At 69.8% G+C, this 15,165-nt stretch carries 14 protein-coding genes; 8 read left to right on the top strand and 6 right to left on the bottom strand.

Annotated features, from left to right (window positions below):
• Nucleotides 1-13 precede the first annotated feature (13 nt).
• Nucleotides 14-997, bottom strand: coding sequence for a phosphotransferase family protein (locus ACIA5C_RS43820; protein ID WP_396066292.1), 984 nt, complete (start codon nt 995-997; stop codon nt 14-16).
• Nucleotides 998-1,059: 62 nt separating this feature from the next.
• On the opposite strand from ACIA5C_RS43820, the gene ACIA5C_RS43815 reads away from it, so the two are divergent.
• Nucleotides 1,060-2,448: an amino acid permease gene (locus ACIA5C_RS43815; protein WP_396066290.1), complete on the top strand. Its 1,389-nt coding sequence runs from the start codon at nt 1,060-1,062 to the stop codon at nt 2,446-2,448.
• 40 nt (nt 2,449-2,488) lie between these two features.
• On the opposite strand, the gene ACIA5C_RS43810 is transcribed toward ACIA5C_RS43815, so the two are convergent.
• On the bottom strand, nt 2,489-3,841 hold the full coding sequence (locus ACIA5C_RS43810) for a cellulase family glycosylhydrolase (RefSeq protein ID WP_396066288.1): 1,353 nt from the start codon (nt 3,839-3,841) through the stop codon (nt 2,489-2,491).
• Nucleotides 3,842-4,025: 184 nt separating this feature from the next.
• On the opposite strand from ACIA5C_RS43810, the gene ACIA5C_RS43805 reads away from it, so the two are divergent.
• The 5 genes from ACIA5C_RS43805 to ACIA5C_RS43785 all read left to right on the top strand — a co-directional run bounded on the left by ACIA5C_RS43805 (nt 4,026) and on the right by ACIA5C_RS43785 (nt 8,399).
• Nucleotides 4,026-4,955, top strand: coding sequence for a hypothetical protein (locus tag ACIA5C_RS43805; protein WP_396066286.1), 930 nt, complete (start codon nt 4,026-4,028; stop codon nt 4,953-4,955).
• 119 nt (nt 4,956-5,074) lie between these two features.
• A complete protein-coding gene (locus tag ACIA5C_RS43800; protein ID WP_396066284.1) occupies nt 5,075-6,157 on the top strand; it encodes a sensor histidine kinase in 1,083 nt (360 codons plus the stop codon).
• Complete coding sequence (locus tag ACIA5C_RS43795; protein ID WP_396066282.1) at nt 6,154-6,819, top strand: response regulator; 666 nt, start codon at nt 6,154-6,156, stop codon at nt 6,817-6,819. The genes ACIA5C_RS43800 and ACIA5C_RS43795 overlap by 4 nt, the downstream gene beginning before the upstream one ends.
• A 67-nt stretch (nt 6,820-6,886) precedes the next feature.
• Complete coding sequence (locus ACIA5C_RS43790; protein ID WP_396066280.1) at nt 6,887-8,272, top strand: hypothetical protein; 1,386 nt, start codon at nt 6,887-6,889, stop codon at nt 8,270-8,272.
• Nucleotides 8,193-8,399: a hypothetical protein gene (locus ACIA5C_RS43785; RefSeq protein ID WP_396066278.1), complete on the top strand. Its 207-nt coding sequence runs from the start codon at nt 8,193-8,195 to the stop codon at nt 8,397-8,399. Before ACIA5C_RS43790 ends, ACIA5C_RS43785 begins: the two co-directional genes overlap by 80 nt.
• Before the next feature lie 43 nt (nt 8,400-8,442).
• Here the strand turns inward: ACIA5C_RS43785 and ACIA5C_RS43780 are convergent, their stop codons facing one another.
• The 4 genes from ACIA5C_RS43780 to ACIA5C_RS43765 all read right to left on the bottom strand — a co-directional run bounded on the left by ACIA5C_RS43780 (nt 8,443) and on the right by ACIA5C_RS43765 (nt 13,887).
• A complete protein-coding gene (locus ACIA5C_RS43780) occupies nt 8,443-9,651 on the bottom strand; it encodes a DUF1501 domain-containing protein (RefSeq protein ID WP_396066440.1) in 1,209 nt (402 codons plus the stop codon).
• A gap of 29 nt (nt 9,652-9,680) precedes the next feature.
• Nucleotides 9,681-11,108, bottom strand: a complete 1,428-nt coding sequence (locus ACIA5C_RS43775; RefSeq protein WP_396066276.1) for a DUF1800 domain-containing protein — start codon at nt 11,106-11,108, stop codon at nt 9,681-9,683.
• A gap of 146 nt (nt 11,109-11,254) precedes the next feature.
• On the bottom strand, nt 11,255-12,136 hold the full coding sequence (locus tag ACIA5C_RS43770; RefSeq protein WP_396066274.1) for an intradiol ring-cleavage dioxygenase: 882 nt from the start codon (nt 12,134-12,136) through the stop codon (nt 11,255-11,257).
• On the bottom strand, nt 12,133-13,887 hold the full coding sequence (locus ACIA5C_RS43765; RefSeq protein ID WP_396066272.1) for an FAD-dependent oxidoreductase: 1,755 nt from the start codon (nt 13,885-13,887) through the stop codon (nt 12,133-12,135). Before ACIA5C_RS43765 ends, ACIA5C_RS43770 begins: the two co-directional genes overlap by 4 nt.
• A 144-nt stretch (nt 13,888-14,031) precedes the next feature.
• Between ACIA5C_RS43765 and ACIA5C_RS43760 the strand changes: the two genes are divergently transcribed.
• Together ACIA5C_RS43760 and ACIA5C_RS43755 are read left to right on the top strand one after the other, a co-directional pair.
• Complete coding sequence (locus tag ACIA5C_RS43760; protein ID WP_396066270.1) at nt 14,032-14,496, top strand: MarR family winged helix-turn-helix transcriptional regulator; 465 nt, start codon at nt 14,032-14,034, stop codon at nt 14,494-14,496.
• On the top strand, nt 14,493-15,146 hold the full coding sequence (locus ACIA5C_RS43755; protein WP_396066268.1) for a maleylpyruvate isomerase family mycothiol-dependent enzyme: 654 nt from the start codon (nt 14,493-14,495) through the stop codon (nt 15,144-15,146). The genes ACIA5C_RS43760 and ACIA5C_RS43755 overlap by 4 nt, the downstream gene beginning before the upstream one ends.
• Nucleotides 15,147-15,165 lie beyond the last annotated feature (19 nt).

Genomic DNA, 15,165 nt, shown 5'->3' with positions numbered 1-15,165 from the left:
GCCGGGTCCGGCTTCAGCGTGTACGCCCGAACAACGCCATGAATTCGTCGAGCCGTTCACGCGCCCAGTCGTATTGGGCATCGTCGGTGTGGCCCCGGTACCGGGTCTCGACGATCATGATGACGACCAGGTACATCGTGTACAGCCGGCGGCGGATCTGCTCGGTCGGGCTCAGTTCGGTCCGGCCGTAGCCGCGCATGAATGCGGCCGACGGCCCGAACGCCGGCATCTCGAAACCGGTGAATACGGCTTCGATCAGGGGATCGCCGTAGAACGCGCGCTCGTGGTCGATGACGCAGGCGATCCGCCCGTCGCGGATCATCACGTTGTTCTCCCAGAGGTCCCATTCGACGAGCACCGGCTCGGTGACCTCGTCGAGGGTGCCCGCGTGCTCGGCCAGCACCTTCCGCACTTCGGCGTAGTCCCAGCCCAGGTCCACCGCCCGGCGCTCGCCGTCGGCCAGGATGTTGTCGAACATCGTCGTGAAATGGGCGCGCCACGAGGCGGCGAACGGTCCGCCGAGCGGCCCGAACCCGGGCCCTCGGAGGGCATTGAGTTCCCGTGTGACCGCGCCGAGCGCGACGTTGTAGCGCTCGAGTTCGGATGGCGGTAACTGCCCCTTGACCATGCCCAAGTTGGACGCGTCGACGTACCCCATGAAGAAGTAGTCGGCATCGCACAGCTCATGGCTGGAGTCGGCGAAATGGACGTCCGGCACGGGCACGGTCGTGCGTTCGCGAATCAGCCGGATCGCCTCGAGTTCGGTGGCCATCGCCCCGCGTTCGTAGGTCAGCACCTCCACCCCGGCCGGCGGCGCGATTTTGAGAACCACCTGCGCGCCGTCGCGCAAACGGATCCGGTACGCGACGTTGAACCACCCGTGACTCAGTTCGGTCGCCCAGTCGTCGCCGTCGGCGACGCGGCTCATGCCGTACGCCCGCGAGACCATGGCTCGCAGAGCCGGAAGCGACTGCCGGTTTTTGGTAATGCTCTCCATGGGATCCCCCGAAATCCATGATGTTGGATGCGCGAAGTGCCCAAGCATGGTAGGTCAAAGAGATGACGGCGACTGCGGGACTGTTCCGGCGAAAGCCGGTCGACGACATCACCGACGACACCCGGACCGACCTCAACCCCTCGCTGGGGTTGTTCCAGCTGACCGCGATCGGCGTCGGCGGGATCATCGGCGCCGGCATCTTCGCGCTGGCCGGCGCGGTGGCGCACGAGACCGCCGGCCCGGCCGTGCTGATCTCCTTCCTGATCGCGGGCGTGGCCAGCGCGGCCGCGGCCCTCTCCTACGCCGAGTTCGCGGGCATGATCCCGAGGGCCGGCTCGGCCTACACCTACGGCTACGCCGTGCTGGGCGAGATCGTCGGCTGGTTCATCGGCTGGGACCTGCTGCTCGAATACACGGCGATCGTCGCGGTGGTGGCGATCGGCATCTCCGGCTACTTCTCGTTCCTGATGTCGGACATCGGGGTGCACCTGCCGTCCTGGATGCTGGGCGCGCCGGGCACCGGCAAGGGGCATGTGGTCGACCTGTTCGCCGTGCTGCTCTGCCTGCTCATCGCCTATCTGCTGAACCTCGGCATCCGGGCGGCCGCCCGCACCGAGACCGCGGTCGTCGCGGTGAAGGTGGCCGTGGTCCTGCTGGTGGTGATCGTCGGCGTCTTCCACGTACGCTCGTCGAACTATCACCCGTTCTTCCCGTTCGGCGTCGGCGGCGCGATCACCGGGGCGTCCACGGTGTTCTTCGCGGTGTTCGGCTACGACGCGATGAGCACCGCGGCCGAGGAGTCGAAGGACGCCCGCCGGCACATGCCGAAGGCGATCCTGTACTCGCTCGCGATCTCGATGGTGCTGTACGTGCTGGCCTGCCTGGTGCTGACCGGCATGCAGAATTACAAGGACGTCGACCCGAAGAGTGGCTTCTCGACCGCGTTCGCCTCGGTCGGTCTCTCCGGCCTGGCCGACGTCATCGCGGTCGGCGCGATCATCGGCATCTTGACCGTTATGTTCACGTTCATGCTCGGCGTGACCCGCGTCTGGTACTCGATGAGCCGCGACGGCCTGCTGCCGCAGTGGTTCGCCCACCTGCACCCGGTGCGCAAGGTGCCGACCCGCGTCACCTGGATCACCGGCGCCGCCTCGGCGGTCATCGCCGGCTTCCTGCCGATCAACGACGCGGCCGAACTGACGAACATCGGCATTCTGTTGGCCTTCGTCGTGGTCTGCGTCGCGGTGATCGTCCTCCGCTACCGCCGGCCGGACGTGCCGCGCAGTTTCCGCCTGCCGGTCATGCCGGTGGTCCCGGCGGTCGGCGTGGTCTTCTCGCTCTGGCTGATCACGTTCCTGTCGCCGATCACGTGGCTGCGCTTCGCGGTCTGGTTCGTGATCGGCCTGATCATCTACTTCACGTACGGCCGGAAGCACTCCCGGCTGAATTAGCCGGCCGGTGCCGGGCCGCTGCGGGCGGCCCGGCGCCGGGTCAGCTTGCGGTGCAGGTCAGATCGGGTACGGGGTTGGAGCCGTTCCACGAACCCAGGAAGCCGAACGAGGTCGTGCCGCCGGCGGCCAGGGCGCCGTTGTAGCTGACGTTCCGCCCGGTCACCGAACTGCCGCTGCTGGTGACCGTGGCGTTCCAGGCCTGGCTGACCGTCTGGCCGTTCGCGTAGGTCCAGGTCACCGTCCAGCCCTTGATGGCGGACGGCCCGGCGGTCACCTTCACGTCGGCCTGGAAGCCGCCGCCCCACGAGCCGGTGATCGAGTAGGCCGCCGTGCAGCCGCCGCCCGAGGAAGGGGGAGTGGTGGGTGGGGTCGTGGGCGGGGTGGTGGGCGGGGTGGTCGGTGGTGTGGTCGTGCTGGTGCCGAAGATGGTGGCCTGCTTCGAGGTGGCCCGGATGCCGTTGGGGCCGTTGACGATCCGCTGGCCCCAGGTGGTCAGCTTGGTGGCGTCGAAGTTGTCGGTCATGTCGAGGATCGGGTCGTTGTTGCCCGCCCATGACCATCCGATGTAGCCGATGCCGCGCTTGACCGCCTCCGACATCAGGGTCTGGTCGTCGACCTGGGTCGAGTCGTACTGCCAGCCGAACTCGCCGATCACCAGCGGCCAGCCCTTCCCGGCGAAGGTGTCCAGGTACGAGGTGATCGACGCGGCCGTGTTGAAGACCGCGTACATGTGGATGGACAGCATCGTGTTGTGCTGCGAATCGGCGTCCAGGACCGTCTGCGCGTTGTCGCGCATCGTGAACTGCCAGTCCTGGCCCCAGTTCGGCGCGTCGACCATCAGCATGTGCTGGAAGCCGTTGCTGCGCATCTTCTGGATCGCGGCGACCGTGGCCGCCGTCCACTGGCCCGGGTTGGTGTTGCCGATCGGCTCGTTGCCGATGTTGATGATGACGTAGTCCTCCTGGCCGGCGAGCACGCTCTTGAGGCCGATCCAGTAGTTCACCGCCTGGTCCAGGGTGTACGCGGCCGAATCCTCGCCGTACCCGGTGGTGTCGTGGTCCTCGAGGACGCAGATCAGCTTGTTCTGCTTGCAGAGGGCGATCACGTTGGCAACGTCGGTGGCGGTGTTGGCGGTCCAGCGTCCGCCGCTGAGGACGACGCGTACGGTGTTGGCGCCGGTCGCCTTGATGTCGGCGAACGAGCCGGTCTGCCCGGCGAACCAGGTGTGCTCGTGGTTGATGCCGCGCATCACGAACTTGTTGCCGTTCGACTCGACGATGCTGGTTCCGCTGATGTGCAGCCCGGTGGCGGCGAGCGCGGGACGGGTGAAGAACAGCGTGGACGCGAGCACGGCGAGCACGGCGGCGCCGATGCTGATCAGACGTCTACTCATGGCCTGCCTCGAATAGAAGAGCAAGATATCGACGTCTACCTATGTACATGAGCATGCACCGGTCCGGCAAGCGCTTTCCTGATCACGCGAAATGCTCGAAGCCATAAATATTCTTAAATGGACTATATGTAAGACTGACTCACGATTAACCTCCGACGACGTCCCCACAACGGAGGTAATCCCCATGAAGTACCGCAAGACGATCATTAGTGGTCTCGTCTCGGTCGTCGCCGCCGGAGGCGTCTGGGCCGGGATGTCGGTCAGCGAGGCCGCGACAACCGGCCTGGCCGTACGCGGCGGCGCGCCGTACATCTACAGCAGCGTGAGCGGCACCAAGGACCCGGTCAACGTCATGAAGGCGACCGGGGTGAAGGCGTTCACCCTCGCCTTCATCCTCAACAAGGGCACCTGCTCGCCGGTGTGGGACTCGGGCACGCTCAACGACTCGGGCAAGCAGAGCATGATCAGCAAGATCCGCGGCGCCGGCGGTGACGTGGTCGTGTCGTTCGGCGGCTACTCCGGCAACAAGCTCGGCAACTCGTGCTCCAACGAGACCGCGCTGGCCGGCGCCTACCAGAAGGTGATCGACCTCTACCAGCTCAAGGCGATCGACATCGATCTGGAGGCGGGCGAGGTCAGCCAGTCGAACAAGGTCCTCAAGGCACTGAAGATCGTCAAACAGAAGAACCCGGGCGTCTCGACGATCCTGACCCTCGGCACCGGCAAGAACGGCCTCGAGGGCGACGAGGCGGTCATCCCGGGTCAGGCCGCCGCGATCGGCTCGCCGGTCGACAACTGGACGATCATGCCGTTCGACTTCAGCGACAACGACTCCGGTGTCGACCACGGCGCGGTCACCGTCTCGGCCAGTGAGGGCCTGCACAAGCAGCTCAAGTCGGCGCTCGGCGGCAGCGACGCGAGCATCTACGCCAAGCAGGGCATCTCGTCGATGAACGCGAAGACCGACGCCAACGGCAACGTCACCGTGGCCAACTTCAACACCATGCTTTCGTACGCGCAGCAGCACGGCCTCACCCGCTTCACGTACTGGGAGCTCAGCCGGGACACCGCCAACCTCGACTACACCAAGGTGATCGGCAAGTTCCAGGGCTGAACCAGAGGGTCCGGGAAAAGACGACAACCTGATCAGCGCGGCTGCGTGGCCGTTCGGGAGCGGGCGCGGAATACTCAGTTACCGATGCTGAGCCCCGCACCGCTTCTCACGCCGCCGTGGTGACCGCGACGAGCCGTCCGCTGCCCCGGCGGTGGCGTGCGGCCTTCGTCGTCGCGTCGGTGGCGGCGTCCTCGCCGGTGCTGGCGCACCCGGCCGGCGCGTTCGCCCGGACGGCCGCGATCCTGCTGATCCTGGTGCAGGCGGCGGCCCTGTGGTGGCTGGCCGACCGGCCGTGGCTCGGCACCGCGGTGGTGCTGGCGGTGAGTGCCGGCCTGCAGCTGATGTTCCCGGCGTTCGGGCCGGGGATCGCGTTCGTGGTGCTGTGCACGTACGCCTGGGTGCGGCCGGCCGCCGAGACGCTGTGGGTCCTCGCGTTCGCCGTGGTCGCGGTGTGCCTTCCGGCGGTCGTGCGCGGGCGGTGGGCGATGGCCGGTCTGTGGCTGGGCGCGGTGCTGCTGGCCTGGAGCTGGGGCGCGCTGGTGCGGGCCCGCGGCGAGCGGCGGGTGGCCGAGCGCCGGCAGGCGGTGCTCGAGGAGCGGGCACGGATCGCCCGCGACCTGCACGACGTGCTCGCCCACACGGTGTCGGTCATGGTGGTGCAGGCGGCCGCGGCCGACGACGTCTTCGAATCCAACCCCGATAAGGCGCGGGAGGCGTTGCGCCGCACCGAGGAGACGGGCCGGCAGGCGCTGGCCGAACTGCGCGGTTTCCTGCGCGCGGTCCGGACCGACACCGGGGCGGACGATCCCGGGCCGCAGCCGACGCTGGCCGACATCAAGCGGTTGATCGAGACGATGGGGGAGGCCGGGCTCGCGGTGACATTGCGGCGCGAGGGCGACGGCGAGGTGCCACTGGGCGTACAGGTCGGCGCCTACCGGATCGTCCAGGAGGCATTGACCAACACGCTGCGGCACGCGCGGGCGTCGGCCGCGGAGGTGCTGGTGCTGGTCGGCGAGGCGGAGGTGCGGGTGCGGGTCCGGGACGACGGCCGCGGTGCCGCGCCGGGGCGCGGCGGCGGCCACGGGCTCATCGGGATGCGGGAGCGGGCCTCGCTGCTCGGCGGCTCCCTGCGGGCCGGTCCGCGGACGGACGCCGCCGGCTTCGAGGTCGAAGCGCTTCTTCCGGTACGGGGTGAGCCGTGACCATCAAAGTTCTGATCGCCGACGACCAGGCACTCGTCCGATCGGGTTTCCGGATGATCCTCGAGTCCCGCGACGACCTCGAGGTGGTCGGCGAGGCGGGCGACGGCGAGCAGGCGATCCGGCTGGCCGGGCAGACCCGCCCCGACGTGATCCTGATGGACGTGCGGATGCCCGGTCTCGACGGCGTCTCGGCGACCGCCCGGCTCACCGCCGCCCCGGACGCGCCCAAGGTGATCATTCTGACCACGTACGACCTGGAGGAGCCGCTCTACGCGGCGCTGCGGGCCGGGGCCAGCGGCTTCCTGCTCAAGGACGTCCGCCCGGCCGACCTGGTCGAGGCGATCCGGGTGGTGGCCGGCGGTGACGCCCTGCTCGCCCCGACCGCGACCCGGCGGCTGCTCGACCGGTTCCTGGCCACCGACGTGACCCCGGCCGCGCCCTCGGGAAGCCTCGACCGGCTCACCGACCGCGAACGTGAGGTGCTGACGCTGCTCGCCCGGGGCGCCTCCAACGCCGAGATCGCCGACCGGCTCACGGTCACCGAGGCCACCGTGAAAACCCACGTCTCGGCCGTCCTGCGCAAACTCGAGGTGCGGGACCGGGTGCAGGCCGTCGTTCTCGCGTACGACCTCGGACTGGTCCGGCCCCGGCCCTCATCCTGAAGTCGTAGACCCAAGACCGGTCCCGCGCCGGAGGCGACCGGTCCCGCGAATTTCTACCTTGAAGAGCATGACTACTCCGCAGCAGCACCGGGCGATCCGTCAGGTCGTGGTCCTGCTCGTCGCGAGCATCTCCACCAGCGTTCTCGTGACTGTCCTGAGCGTGACGTCACACGCCGCCCGGCTCGGACCCAACCAGATCCTGATCCTGCTGGTCGCCCTGCTCTACGTCTGGGTGATCCGCCAGTTGCGGGCCGGCTCGCCCGCCGCCTACCGCCGGGTGCGCATCGTCTCGGCCGCCGGTTTCCTGGTGGTCGCCGGGCAACTCGCGTTCGGCGGCTTCCCGGTCTGGCTGCGTGCGCTCGAGGGAGCGCAACTGGCACTGCTGGCCGGGCTGATCGTGGCAGTGAACCGGCCGGTCGTGCGGGCCGCGTTCCCGGCCGTACCGGATGAGCGGCCGCGCAACCGCCGGGCCGCGCTCGTCCTCGCCGTGCTGGCGCCGCTCTGCGCCGAGGTGAGCCTGGGCACGGTTCCGCTGCGGATGGCGTGGGCGTGGCTGGTCTTCGCGCCGATCTACTCGGCGGGCGCGCTGTTCCTGCGCGAGATCCTCCGGCGGACCGCCGGCGGGTACGGCAACGCGTTGCTGCTGGGCGTGGCCTACGGGCTGGTCGAGGAGGGGCTGGTGCTGCAGAGCCTGACCAGCCCGCACCTGTACGGGGCGGCCGGGTGGGGCCCGCGGCTGCTCGGCGTGAACACGGCCTACACCGAGCTCAACCTCGTCTACCACGCCCTGTTCAGCATCACGATCCCGGTCATCCTGGTCGAGTACCTGTTCGCACGCCACGGCACCGCGCCCTACCTGCGACGGGGCGGCGTGATCGCAACCGGGGTCATCGCGCTGCTCGGCGCGGCACTGCTGCGGGTCAGCGTGCCGCCGGCCGAGGACCCGGGCTACACGATGCCGGCGGTCGCGGCCTCGGTGGTCGCCCTGCTCGCCGTTGCGGTTGTGCTGCTTGCTCGACGCGTACATCTGAAGCCGGCCCACCGGTGGGCCGCACCCGCGACGCCGGCCGTCGCCCTCGCCGCGGCCGTCGCCGCCTTCGGCTTCCTGGCCCTGCTCTGGCCGCTCGGCGACGCCACCCGGTCGCTGTCGATGACCGGCGCCGCGGTGATCGTGGCCGCCGCCCTCTACGCGGCCTGGAACATCGCCTGGACCCGGCGGCACCTGGTGGCCGCATGCTTCGGCGCCCTGGTCGGGCACTCGGTCTTCGGCCTGGTCGGCAACGCGCACACCCTCACCGACCGCCTGTTCCTGGCCGTCGTCGCAGTCGTGACGGCGGCACTCGGAGTTCTCACCCACATCAAAGGAGAAGGTCATGACAACGCACGAGGACGCGTGGAGCGGGACGATCGTGAAGAAGTCCCGGGCGCTGCTGGACGGCTCCAATCTCTATAGGCGCCTGAAGATCCGGCTCGACGACGGCACGCAGCGCGACGTCAAGGTCGGCCGGGACATGTGGCGGCAACTGGAGGTGGGCGACCGGCTCGTGAAACGGCAGGGCGAGGACCCGCGCCGAGGATGACGCGGACGGCAGCGGGTTCCCGCGGTTCGGCGGCCGGCGGCGGTCAGGCCGCGACCAGTCCCAGGGACGGCGTCGTTACGCCCGGGAAGACTGCCGCGGTGTTGGGCAGGCCGCAGCGGACGCGCAGCACCTCGGCGATCACGGCCCGGTAGTCGGTCGTGACGGCCAGGTCGCCGTCGACCAGCTGGGACGCGGCCAGGCCGGGCCACCGCCCGTACACCTTGCCGCCCTTGACGTTGCCGCCCAGCAGCAGCATCGCGTTGCCGTAGCCGTGGTCGAGCCCGCCGGAACCGTTCTGCCCGGCCCGCCGGCCGAACTCGCTGATCGTCACCAGGGTGACCTTGCGCATGCCGTCCGGTCCGAGGTCGGCGGCGAACGCGGCCAGCGCCGACGCGAGCGCGTTCAGGTGGTCGTAGTAGCGCTTGCCCGACACCGCGGTGCCGAGATCCTCGTGCATGTCCCAGTCGCCGTAGTCGAGCGTCGCGGTGCGCAGCCCGACGTTCGCCTTCACCAGCCGGGCGACGTCCTTGAGTGCGGTGCCCAGGTCGGTGTTCGGATAGGTCGCGGCGGGCGGGTAGCCGGCGGTCTGCAGCTGCCGGGCCGCGCCGAGCGCGCCGAGCATCTGGCCGGTGGTGGCGGCGAGGGCGTCCGGCGCACCCGCGTACATCTTGGCCATCGTGGCGGCCAGCGGCCGCCCGTCCACGTCGCCGTCCAGCTTGAACCCGTCGATCGAGGTCAGGCCCAGGTGCGGGGCGTCGCCGGCGAGCACCCGGGCGGGCCGGGCGCTGCCGACCGAGACGCCGCCGAAACCGGCCGGTGACCCGAGGCCGCCGAGCACGCGGTCGAGCCAGCCGGTGCGGATCGAGGTGCCCGGGGCGGCCCGCTCCAACTCCTCCATCGCCGCGAAATGCGACCGGTTCGGCGCGGGCTGGCCCGCCGCCTGCACCGCGGCGAACGTGCCCGCCTGCCAGTACGGCAGCAGCGGCGCCAGCGCGGGATGCAGGCCGAAGAAGCCGTTGCCGGCGAGCAACTGCTTCTGAGGTACGCCGATGGTCGGCCGCAGCCTGTAGTAGTCCGGGTCGGCCGCGGGCACGATCGCCGACAACCCGTCGAAGCCACCCCGCAACGAGAGCAGCACCAGCACGTCCCCGGTGCCGGTCGGGTCGGCGGCGAACGCGAAACGGGTGTCGAGCATCGCCGCGGTCAGGCCGGCGGCCGCGCCGGCGAGCAGGGTCCGGCGTCGGCAGCGCATGTCGTTCAAGGCATTCTCCTTGTCGCGGCTCATCGCAGGGCGAACGTCGGCGAGTTGAGCAGCATCGCCATCAGGTACGGGAACATCCAGTCGACCGCCGGATCCTTGGCCTTCACCGGGCTCGCCGGTGTCTTGCCGAAGAACCCGGCGAGCGCTTCCCGCTGCGGGCCCGGCAGCGTGACCTGCAGCAGGCGGTTGGACACGGCGTCGATCAGTGCGCCGTACGTGGCCGGTGCCGGCGTACCGGAAAAGGCCGTGACCAGCGACGAAGGCCGCACCAGCGTGGGCGGCCAGTAGCCGGCACCGATGTTCAGGTGGGCGTTCCAGCGCACCAGCTGACCTGAGGGCGAAGCCCAGGCGGCGGCCACATCCGGATAGCCGTTGGGCGGGCCCCAGGCCAGCGGTGCCTGACCGGCGTTCGAGCAGATCCAGTAGAGCGACTCGATCGCCTTGGTGCCCGACGGCTCGGGACCGTAGTCGAGGGTGCGCAGCGTGGCCACGACGTCCTCGTACGGCGTCCGGGTCTTCGCCCCGGCCGAGGCGGCGAACTCGGGCGACGAGAACAGGGCCCGCAGCACCGGTGCGATCGCCGACCGGTTGTCGACGTAGACCTTGACCAGGTTGGTGACCAGAGTTGCCGGCGGCTCGTCGGCGACGAACCGGGTGCACAGCTTCGTGACGATCCGGACCGCCGTCGCGGGATGCACGGCAAGGTAGTCGAGCAGGGCGAGCGCGGCCTGCTCACCGCCGGCCGCGGTCGCGTTGGCGTGGGTGAAACCGAGGACCGTCACCGCGCCGACCGCGTGCCGGCTCGGGTCGTACTGATATGTGCCGGTGGTGTAGTTGACGGTCAGGCCGGTGAGCAGGCGGGCGGCGTTCTTCACGTCCGCTTCCGCGTAGGTCAGGCCGACCGTGTGGAGTTCGAGCAGCTCGCGGCCGTAGTTCTCGTTCGGCGCGGCCTTGGTCGACGACCGGTTGTCGAGGTAGGTGAGCATCGCCGGGTGCCGGGCGGACGCCTTGAGCAGATCCGCGAAACTGCCGAGAGCGTACTTGCGGATCACCGCCGCGTCGTAGTCGGCGCGGCTGTCCCAGACGTCACCCGTCGGGCACGTCACGTTGAGGTGGTTCGACCAGAACTCGGTCATCACCTCAAGCAGCTGGCGCCGGCTCCAGATCGCCCGGGCCGGCGTGGCGAAACTGACCTGCCACATGGGCGTCCAGTCGTACTGCTTCAGCGTCTTCGCGGCGACCGCGGCGTGGATCGCCGGGATCGTCGCCGCGCACCACGGGAACCGCGCGACCAGGCCGTCCGTGACCGGGTCGGCGATCGAGGCCGGCTTGAGCTGGGCATCCAGCCACCCGGCGGCGCCGAGCGCCCGGATCTCGGCGATCGAGGCGGGGCTCGGGCCGTACGTGGCCCGCCGCAGCAGGTGCAGCAGAGGGTCGGAGGTCGTCACGTCAGGACCATCGGCCGCGATGTCGGATCATGGGGCAGTTCGTCGCCGCCGCAACGAGATTGCTACTGCACGCGGAGCGAGGGGGGCGCGATCACTGTGCGCGCCTTGCCGGTCAGTTCACTGATCGGCGGGTCGGCAGAACATGGCTAAGCGGCGGCGCCTGCCGGGGCCAGCACGATGTCGAAGCGGACGCGGGACCACGGGCGGTTGCCGACGTCGCGGCCGTCCGGGGTGGGGGTGCCGGCCGGCTGCGACTCGAAGTCCTTGACCAGGGAGTCGCGCACGCCGAAGACCGCGTCGGAGGAGAGCCGTTTGTCGCCGCGTACGAAAATGTGCGTGACCAGCGTGCGCAAGCGTGCCGCCTCGACCATGAAATGCAGGTGGGAAGCCCGCATGGGCGACCGTCCGGTCGCCTCGAGGAGGCGGCCCACCGGGCCGTCGTGGGGGATCGGGTACGGCGTCGGGGTGATCGCCCAGAACCGGTACCCCCCGTCCGCGTCGGTGTAGAGGTGACCGCGGGCGGCGACCCGGTCGTCGTCGTATTGAACGTCGTAGAGGCCCTCGTCGTCGGCCTCCCACACCTCGATGAGTGCGCCCGGCACCGGCCGGCCCTCGGTGTCGGTGACCGTGCCCTCGACCCAGCACGGCTCGCCCGGCGCGCCGCCCGAGATGTCGTCGCCGAGCGCGAACTCGGGGGACCGCTCGGTGAAGAACGGCCCGACCACGGTGGCCTCGGTGGCGTCCGCGTACGCCTGGTTGTTGATCGTGATGGTCTGCATCGACACCCCGAGCACGTCCGACAGCAGGATGAACTCCTGCCGGCGGGCATCGGTGATGTGACCGGTCGCGGTGAGGAACCCGATCGCCTGCTGCCACTCGGCCTCGGTCAGCCGGACCTCGCGGGCGAACGCGTGCAGGTGCCTCGTCAGCGCCTGCATCAGCTCCTTGAGCCGCGGGTCGGGGGCGCCGTCGAACGACTCGACGACCCTCTCGGTGAGCTGTTCTTCGCGGTGTTGCTGCTCGCTCACGCTCTTCCTTTCGCGAGGATCGTTACCAGCGCTGACTTGAGCGCGCCTTCCGGGTCGGCCGGCATGGTCGCCGCCCGCCAGCCGATGTGCTTGTCGGGGCGGACGAGCAGCACGCCGTCCTCCTCGACCTCGCGCAGCCGGGCCCAGTCGTAGTAGAGATCGGTGACCGCGCGTCCGGGCCCGATCACCACGGTCCCCAAACTTACGCCCAGGTCGGCCGCGACCTTGGCCGCCGCCTCGGCCCACTTCTCGCCGGCGATGCCGGTGAACAGCGTGAACCGGGTCATCGGGGCCAGGTCGACCGTCGACACCCGGCCCTTCTCGCTGCCCACCCAGGCGTGCGGCAGGCGGGCACCGGGGACCGTGCTCGGCTCGAAGTACAGCTCGGGGTCGCGGGTCGGCTCCCGCCGGGTGCTGCCGTCGGGCACGATCGCCGGCGAGGCGTAGAACTGGCCCATCTCCACGCCGTGCGCATTGAACTCGTAGTGCTTGAGCTCCATCGCCTCGACCAGGGCGGCCCGCTTGGCCGCGCCAGCCGGCGTGTTGGCCTTGCGCTCCTCGATCGCGGCCGCCATCGCGGCCTCGTCCTTGGCGTCGAGCAGGCCGAGCACCTCGAAGAACTGCACGAACTCGCGGCTCGACCGGTTGGCCCGCTTGACGATCTGCTCGGCGATCGGGGCGCGCTCGATCGAGTAGGTCTCGAGGAGTTCCGGGCCGGCGTGCTCCCTGATCACCGCGGCGAGCTTCCAGGCGAGGTTGTACGAGTCCTGGATCGACGTGTTGGACCCCAGGCCGTTCGACGGCGGATGCCGGTGCACGGCGTCACCCACGCAGAAGACCCGGCCGCGCTGCAGATGAGTCGCAAACATCTCGTTGTTGCCCCACAGCGAGGTGCCGGTGATCTCGACCGCGATGTCGGGCAGGCCCAGCAGGTTACGGACGATCTGGATCGCGGCCTCGTCGTCGACCTCGGGCGGTGGCCGGCTGATGTCATAGCCCCAGACGATCAGCCACTCGTTCCACGGGCGGACCATCCGGACCAGCCCGGCACCGATGCCACCCACGTCGGACCCCGGCTGGATCACCCAGTAAAGAACACTCGGCCGGTGGCCGACGTGCTGGGAGATGTCGGCCTTGAACGTGATGTTCATCGAACCGGCGATGTCCATCGCGCCCTCCATCGGCAAGCCGATGTCGGCCGCCACCTGGGAGCGGGCGCCGTCGGCGCCGATCAGATATTTCGCGCGGATCGTGTAGGTCTCGCCGCTCAAACGGTCGTGCACCTCGATCGTTACGCCGTCGGCGTCCTGGGTGTGGCTCACGTATTCGGTCGAGAAACGGAGTTGGGCGCCGCGGGCGGCGGCGTTCTTCACCAGGATCGGCTCGAGATAGGTCTGCGGGATGTCGACCGGCAGGCACGGCGACGCCAGGCGGTAGTCGGCCTCCCGGGCCGGATGCGTGCCCCACGTGAGGATGCGGCCGATCTCCTCCCCGGCGATCGACGTGCAGAAGACGGTGTCGCCCATCAGCTCGTGCGGGGTCGCGTCGGCCTGGACCTGATCTTCTATGCCCAGGTCGCGGAAGATCTCCATGGCCCGTTGGTTGGTGATGTGAGCTCGTGGGGTGTTGGCCGTCCAGCGGTACTTGCTGATCATCACGGTCGGTATGCCCAGCGTGGCCAGGAAGAGCGCCGCGCTCGCGCCGGCGGGGCCGGAGCCGACCACGACAACGTCGGTGTGGATCTCGGTCATCGCCATCCCGTCCTGGTTCCTCGTGTGCGGCCATTCTGCGGGGTGGGCGGTGTCATGCCGGTGTCTTGGGCGGAAACGCGATAGTCCGGCGGAATCGCACACGCGGCCGGCGTCGAAGAACAGGAATATGACATCATGGTTGTCATGTCTGAGGTGCGTGGGTCATCCCTCTACGCCGTTGTGCGGGAGGTGCGTCCGCTGGTGCTCAACTCGGTTCGGGTCGTCGAGGCCGGCGGGCGGGCGAACGGGCTGAGCGTCGGGATGCGTGCCGTCCTCGAGGTGCTCGCCGAAGCGGGCGCGGTCACGGTGCCGGAACTGGCCGCGCGGCTCGAGCTGGCCCGGCAAGGAGTGCAGCGGCTGGTCAATGAGCTGATGGGGCTCGGCTACGTCGAGGCCCGGGACAATCCGCGGCACCGGCGGTCGGTGCTTATCGCGGTGACGCCGGTCGGGCACGGCGTCTTCTCGCGGCTCCGGGCGGCCGAGCTGGAGCAGCTCGGTGGGATGGCGGTGGAATGCAGCCCGGAGGAGATCGCGGCGGCGGCGAAGGTGCTCCGGGCGCTCAATCGGGACGTACGGAAGCGGGCGCTCGAGCTGGGCGGGGCGTCGTGATCCCCGAGGCGGAGATATTCAGACTGACCAGCGACAACCGTTTGAGGATCGCGGCCGTACTGGAGGAGCTGGACGACGCGGCGTGGGAATCGCCGACGCTGTGTCCGGGGTGGACTGTGCACCACATGGCGGCGCACCTGGTGCAGCCGATGCTGGTCGGGTTCGGGCGGTTCTTGCTGGTGTCAATGCGCTTCCGGGGCGACACCGCGCGGACCGTGGACCACTTCACCCGCCGGTTGGCGCGCCGGTCGCGGGACGAGCTGGTCGCGCTTCTCCGCCGTCACGCCGGTGACCGGCTGGACCCGCCGCGGGTCGGGCCGATGGGACCGTACGCCGACACCTGCGTGCATCTGCGCGACATCGCGCGGCCGCTCGGCCTGGACGCCGACGTGCCGGTCGGCCAGTGGCAGATCCTGCTCGACTATCTGACCGGCGGTGACGGCCGGGTCGCTCCGGGGCTGGTCCAGCCGGGCCTTCTCGACGGGCTGCGTTTCGCGGCGACCGATACGGAGTGGACCGCTGGCCAGGGTGCCCTGCTGAGCGGGCCGGCCGAGGCGCTCGGCATGGCGATCACCGGCCGGGCCGTCGCGCTGGCCGACCTTCGAGGGCCCGGCGTCGAGGTGCTGGGCCGCCGCCTCCAGCCGCGCTGAGCGACCCAGGCCTGGGCGG

The organism is Actinoplanes sp. NPDC051343 (genome assembly GCF_044455125.1).
Classification (GTDB): domain Bacteria; phylum Actinomycetota; class Actinomycetes; order Mycobacteriales; family Micromonosporaceae; genus Actinoplanes.
The sequence above is the reverse complement of the archived record's forward strand: the minus strand, read 5'-3'. Positions and strand labels throughout refer to the sequence as shown.

Bases quoted from the DNA above. Each gene is read 5' to 3' on its own strand.
- ACIA5C_RS43785 (WP_396066278.1), top strand. From the start codon at position 8,193: ATGACAACGCACGAGGACGCGTGGAGCGGGACGATCGTGAAGAAGTCC.
- ACIA5C_RS43790 (WP_396066280.1), top strand. From the start codon at position 6,887: ATGACTACTCCGCAGCAGCACCGGGCGATCCGTCAGGTCGTGGTCCTG.
- ACIA5C_RS43810 (WP_396066288.1), bottom strand. From the start codon at position 3,841: ATGAGTAGACGTCTGATCAGCATCGGCGCCGCCGTGCTCGCCGTGCTC.
- ACIA5C_RS43820 (WP_396066292.1), bottom strand. From the start codon at position 997: ATGGAGAGCATTACCAAAAACCGGCAGTCGCTTCCGGCTCTGCGAGCC.
- ACIA5C_RS43760 (WP_396066270.1), top strand. From the start codon at position 14,032: ATGTCTGAGGTGCGTGGGTCATCCCTCTACGCCGTTGTGCGGGAGGTG.
- ACIA5C_RS43815 (WP_396066290.1), top strand. From the start codon at position 1,060: ATGACGGCGACTGCGGGACTGTTCCGGCGAAAGCCGGTCGACGACATC.
- ACIA5C_RS43780 (WP_396066440.1), bottom strand. From the start codon at position 9,651: ATGCGCTGCCGACGCCGGACCCTGCTCGCCGGCGCGGCCGCCGGCCTG.
- ACIA5C_RS43765 (WP_396066272.1), bottom strand. From the start codon at position 13,887: ATGACCGAGATCCACACCGACGTTGTCGTGGTCGGCTCCGGCCCCGCC.
- ACIA5C_RS43805 (WP_396066286.1), top strand. From the start codon at position 4,026: ATGAAGTACCGCAAGACGATCATTAGTGGTCTCGTCTCGGTCGTCGCC.